This window comes from Dietzia sp. DQ11-44, from assembly GCF_014145205.1.
Classification (GTDB): domain Bacteria; phylum Actinomycetota; class Actinomycetes; order Mycobacteriales; family Mycobacteriaceae; genus Dietzia; species Dietzia natronolimnaea.
The window spans coordinates 1-5835 of the sequence record NZ_JAALEC010000710.1; the positions used below are offsets into that span (position 1 = coordinate 1).

At 70.2% G+C, this 5835-nt stretch carries 4 protein-coding genes; 2 read left to right on the forward strand and 2 right to left on the reverse strand.

The window, feature by feature from the left end; all coding sequences use genetic code 11:
• Nucleotides 1-177 precede the first annotated feature (177 nt).
• Nucleotides 178-1920: a sulfatase-like hydrolase/transferase gene (locus G6018_RS15990; RefSeq protein WP_182640143.1), complete on the forward strand. Its 1743-nt coding sequence runs from the start codon at nucleotides 178-180 to the stop codon at nucleotides 1918-1920.
• 30 nt (nucleotides 1921-1950) lie between these two features.
• On the opposite strand, the gene G6018_RS15995 is transcribed toward G6018_RS15990, so the two are convergent.
• Complete coding sequence (locus G6018_RS15995) at nucleotides 1951-2655, reverse strand: TenA family protein (RefSeq protein WP_182640144.1); 705 nt, start codon at nucleotides 2653-2655, stop codon at nucleotides 1951-1953.
• A gap of 83 nt (nucleotides 2656-2738) precedes the next feature.
• Entirely contained in the window at nucleotides 2739-3806 is a 1068-nt protein-coding gene (locus tag G6018_RS16000) for an AraC family transcriptional regulator (protein ID WP_182640145.1), read from the reverse strand.
• Between the two features lie 102 nt (nucleotides 3807-3908).
• On the opposite strand from G6018_RS16000, the gene G6018_RS16005 reads away from it, so the two are divergent.
• The coding region (locus tag G6018_RS16005; protein ID WP_182640146.1) for a fatty acid desaturase at nucleotides 3909-5835 on the forward strand (1927 nt) is incomplete at its 3' end.

The window sequence follows — 5835 nt, forward strand, 5'->3', positions numbered from 1 at the left end:
AATGAGGCGCTATTCTCAGAAAACCTTCACCACAGCGGGCGGTAAGCGCACCCAGCATTCGCGGGATCGCCGCGATCCGAAGCATCCGGCACCACCCCGGTCGACCCCCGGGACCGCCCTCCCAGATCGCCCGCGCGGTCCCCGGGTTGGCTCGGCCGGGTCATCCAGGGGTCCACCATGTCGCAGTCGCCCACCTCGTCGTCGTCCCATTCCACGTCTCCCCTTCCCCCCGCCACGTCGATCCCCCGCCGCACGTTCCTCGGCGGCACCGGGCTCCTCCTCGCCGCGGGTGCCGCGGGTGCCGCGTTCGGATCCTCCGCGCTGCCGGGCACCACGCCCGCCGCCGGCGCCGCCATCGGGGAGGGCCGGATCCGCAGGCGCCCCAACATCGTCATCATCATGACCGATCAGGAACGGCGACCGATGTTCTGGCCGGAGGGGTGGGCCGCGCAGAACCTGCCGCAGCGCCAGCGACTGATCGACACCGGACTGTCGTTCAACTTCAACGCCTGCAACTCCACCATGTGCTCGCCCAGCCGCAGCACCATGTTCACCGGCATCTACCCCGCCCAACACGGGGTCTACCGCACCCTCACGTCGGGCGGGAGCCTGTCGGATGCCGAGCCACAGTTGTCCCCGACCACGCCCAACATGGCCGGACTGCTCGCCTCGGCCGGATACGACGTGCACTACCGGGGGAAGTGGCACATGAGCAAGGGCGCCGACGGCCTGGACCCCACGCCCGCCGACGTCGAGGGCTTCGGCTTCCACGGCTGGAGCCCTCCGGAGGCCGGCCAGGACATCAAGCCGGAGAACTTCGGTGGCGGAACCGCGAACAACGACCAGCGCTACGCCGACGAGGCCGTGGAGTTCCTGAACTCGGTGCCGAACGACCCGGATCGGCCGTTCGCGCTGGTCGCCAGCTTCGCTAACCCGCACGACATCCTGGCCTATCCGCAGACCTGGGACCTGGAGATGCCGGACGGCGGGACCAACTACCTCGATGCGGCGCCGGGATGTTTCCAGATGGGCATCGACCTGCCGCCGACGTTCACCGAGGTGCTGGCGCTCAACCACAAGCCCCGCGCCCAGACCCAGATCAACCTGGCCTCCCAGTTGGGGCTCGGACCGCTGGTGGGCGAGGAGAAGGCCCGCAACTACGCCAACCTCTACGCCTACATGCAACAGGTCGTGGACCAGCACATCGGCGCCGTGATCGACGCGGTGGAGCGCAACGACCTACGGCAGGACACGATCATCATCCGGGTCTCCGACCACGGCGAGATGGCGATGTCCCACGGCGGGATGCGCCAGAAGGTGTTCAACGCCTACGAGGAGACGATGCTGGTGCCGCTGGTCATCAGTAACCCCGGATTGTTCCCGACCGGGGTGACGACCGATGCCCTGTCGACTCTCGTGGACCTCATGCCCACCCTCGCGACGATCGCCGAGGTGGCGCCCGGGGTGCGAGCCGGTTTCGACTTCCGCGGGACCGACCTGTCGCCGATCATCTCCGACGCCGTCGAGAACCCGGGGGCCCCGACCCGAGAGGTGCAGGACGTCATCCACTACGTCTTCGACGACGACAACATCGGCCAACCCGACGGGCAGACCTCGGTCACCCAGCCGAACCATCTGCGCACGGTCCGGGACCGCACCCGCAAGTTCACGATGTACTTCGACCCCCAGTGGGTCGAACCCCCGGTGTTCGAGATGTACGACCTGGCGGCGGACCCCCTGGAACTGCGCAACCTCGCGAACCCCTCCGCTCCCCTGCAGTTCCGAGCCGACATGTTCGCCGAGATGCTGCCGGTTCTCCTCGCCCAGATGGCGGAGAAGGGGACCACTCCCGCGGGAATGCCGGTGGACCTGCCGCTGCCGACGGGGCCGATGGGATCGCTGGGGTCGTTGGGGTCCTGAGTGGCGGAGCCACCTTCCGATCTCCGCTGGTCAGCGGCCGACTGTGCTGTCCAGCGCCTGCTGCCAGAAGTCGGCCTCCAGCCTGGTGGCCGTGCGGAACACCTCGGTGAGCTCGTCGAGACGGCGGTCGGTCAGCCCTCCCCCGGACAGCACGTCGAGCTGTGCGATCGCGGCGCGGGACGCGGCGGTGAACTTCGCGCCCGAGTACTCGGCGATCCACTCGCCGTACGGGTGCCCGGCCCGGCCGCGCTCTCCCGTGCCGGGCTCTTCCGTGCTGCCGCGCTCGGCGAGCCGGGGCTGCAGGTGTGCGCCGATCTCGGCGTAACCGATCGTGCACGGCGCCAGTGCCACGTGCAGGTCGAGCAGGTCGCCGACCATGCCGCAGTCGAGTACGTAGCGGGTGTAGGCGACGGTGGCCTGCTTCTCGGCGGCGGCCTCGAGGGTGGCGCGCGGGATTCCCCAGCGTTCGGTCAGCCGCAGATGCAGCTCGGTCTCGGCCAGAATCGCCCCCGTGGCCTGGTGCGCGGCGGTGATGTCGGCCAGCGTGCGGCTCTTGAACGCGGCCAACGCGTTGGCGCGCGCGAACTGCACCAGGAAGTGGAAGTCCTGGATCAGATAGTCGCGGAACACCTCGAGGGGCAACGTCCCGCTCCCGAGCTCCTCGACGAACTCGTGCCGGGTGTAGGCCTCCCACTCGGGGCGGCAGCGATCCTTGAGGGTCTCGAACAGGGTCAACTCAGGTCTCCTGGGGTCGTGGTCGGAAGGCGGCCGATGTCCCCGGAACGGTGCCCGATCCGCATGGCCCGGTCTCCACGACCCTAGTCACCGCTGGTCTCCGCTGAACGCCGTACTCGACTGGGCGGGACGCCCTCCCACCTGGTGAACGTCCGGGTGAAGGTGGCGGTCTCGGAGTACCCGAGCTCGCGTGCCACCTCCGCCACGGGTACACGCAGCGCCAGTAGATCCAGGGCCCGATGATGCCTCACCTCGTCGAGCACCCGCCGGAACGAGGTCCCCTCCGCGGCCAGGCGGCGACGCAGGGTGCGGACATCGACGTGCAGCTCACCGGCCACCTCCGCCATCGACGGCCAACTCCCGCGCTCGTGCTGCAGCCGACTGCGGACCTGCCCCGCCACGCCCACCCGCGCCACCCGGTCGTCGAGCAGGTCGCGGCACTGCCTCTCGAACAGCTTCGCCGTGTTCTCGTCGCCCTGCGGCAGCCGCGCGTCCAGCCGCTCACGGGTGATCACCAGACGGTTCCGCTCGGCGTGTGGCCGGACCTCGTCGGCGGTCAGTCCCCACGCCTCACCGAGGATCACGGCGCTCTCCGGGCCGAGGGTCGTCTCGAGGCCGGCGGTGCCGACGTCGATCTGGGCTCCACGGAGGGCCGCCGCCAACCCCGCCAGGTCGCGTTCCACCACGAAGGCGCGTACATCCGCGGGGATCTCGTCGTCCGCGGCGACCAGGAAGGCCTTCTCCGGGTCGGTCCCGGCGGCGGCATCCTCGTCGAGCGAGAACCGCAGGTGCGTGGGCGAGAGCGCGAGGTACGGGATGGCCCGATCGAGCGCGGCCCGCACGGTGGGTCCCGCGAGCATCATGAAGCCGATGACGCCGGTCCGCCCGAGGGTCGAATGCGCACCGATTCCGGCCCCCAGACCCGGTCGGTCCCCGAGCCGGCCCAGGAGATTGCGGATCACCACGAACTCCTGATGCGCCCAGATCTGCGCGGTCTCGTCGTCGAGATCCAGGGGGTCGAGCCCGGTCCCGGCCAGGCACTCCCCCGTCCTCATCCCGCGTGCGACGCCGCCGTCCACCATGATGCGGATCCCCTCGGTGCCGCGGGGCACCACCCACACGGGGGACGCGGAGTCCGACGGCGAGGTCATCGCCCGACCGTAGCAACGCACACCGCCGGGTGACCGAAAATGCCAAATGTGCGACCGCCGACGCCCTATCCCCGGCCCTCGTCGGTGGCTACCGTCACATCCATGACTCTCGCCAGCGACAACCGCACGGGTACCGAATCGGCAGGACCGACCGGGCTGGCCGAGGCGATCGGGGAGCTCTACGCGCGGGCCAAGGCCGAGGTGGGCAAGGAGGACCTGGACCACATCCGCCACGTCACCGCCTACGGGCAGGCGATCGACGCCCGCCGCCGCGAGCTGTTGCGCGAGGGGGGTCCGCGCGCGATCCGCCGGGCCACCGCGCTGGAGATGATGTACCGGCTCATGCAGTTCTCCGAGCTGGGCCACAACATCGTCCACGGCAGCTACGACCACCTGCCGGACAACGGCGAGTACCACTCGGACCGCTACGACTGGGACTTCAACGTGGACACCGGCCACTGGAAGACGATGCACCACGCGGGCCACCACCCCAACACCAACATCGTCGGCAAGGACCACGACCTCGGCTACAGCGTCTTCCGCGGCAGCGCGGGCCAGGACTGGTACGGCCACCACCTCGGGCAGGTGGCGTTCATCTCCGCGCTCGCCGCCATGGCCCCGGTCGCGGCACCGTTCTTCCTGGCCAACATCGCGCGCAAGGTCGACCGCCACCCGTTCTTCAGCGCCTACACCCTGCGATCGCCGGCCAGGATCGCCCGCCGGGACGCGCGCCGCCGATTCGTGGACGAGCCCTTCCGCTCCGGATGGAAGCCGCTCCCGACCCTGGTGGCCAACTATTTCGGCGGAGTCGCGGGCTACATGTCCGTGCTGTTCCTGGTGCTCATCGAACACCACGCGGGCGAGCTGGAACTGTTCACCGATCCCGGCCCCGACGAGACCCCCGACCAGTACTACGAGCGGCAGATCCGGGCGACCCGCAACTTCCTGCCGAGCCCGCAGTTGGACGAGGCGCTGACCCGCATCCTGGAGGAGGAGGTGCCGTTCGAGAACCGTCCCGACCTGCGGATCTTCTATGGCGGCCTGGACACGCACGTCGAGCACCACCTGTTCCCCGACCTGCCGCCGTCCATGCAGCGCAGGATCGCGCCGGAGGTGCGCGCCATCGCCGCCCGGTACGGGCTGCCGTATCACGAGACCCCGCTGCTGGAGACGGTGCCGCTCATCGCCAAGACGCTCACGGGCCTGTCCGTGCCGTTCGGCGAGCGGGAGTTCGGGCGGCCGGCCGAGTTGCTGCGTGACCCCCTCGCGCTCGGGCGCCGCGTGATCTCGGGCTTCACCTACCGACCCCTGCCCGAGTCCCCGTACCTGGACAAGCCGCGCTTCCACAATGTCCCGGCGAGGGTCCTGTCCGCGACGCCGGTCGCCGGGGGTGACGCGCTCTCCGTGCGCCTGGCCAGGCCGCGTGGGTGGGAGGACGTGGAGTGGGACGCCGGGGCGTACGTGTCGGTACGGGTGGAGGTCGACGACGACGACCACGGCACCGGCACCGGCCGCGTCGAGCTGGTCCGTCAGTACAGCCTCGTCCGCGACAGCACCGACTCGCGGCTCGACGGATCGGACGCCCTGGAGATCTGCGTCAAACGGGTCGCAGGGGGTCGGGTCTCCGCCCGAGTGAACGACACGCTGAAGGCGGGGCGCTACCTCACGCTGGTCGGCGTGCCGCAGTGGTCGGGAGACTTCGCGATGGACTCCCCGGCCACCCCGTCACTGCTCATCGCCGGCGGGGTGGGCATCACGCCGATCATCAGCCTGCTGCGCCGCATCGCCCGCGAAGCCGGGGCCGGGGCCGACGCCACCCCGCTCTATTTCAACCGCGACGAGCGCTCCGTCATCTACGAGGCCGAACTCCGCCGACTGGCCCGCGACTCGGGCATCACGCTCCACCTGTTCACCGACGCCCCGTCCGAGCGCGACGGCCTGACCACCGGACGCTTGGGCCCCGAGCTGCTGCGACGTCTCGTCCCGGACGCCGCCGAGCGCGAGACCTACGTGTGCGCGCCGGCCGCCA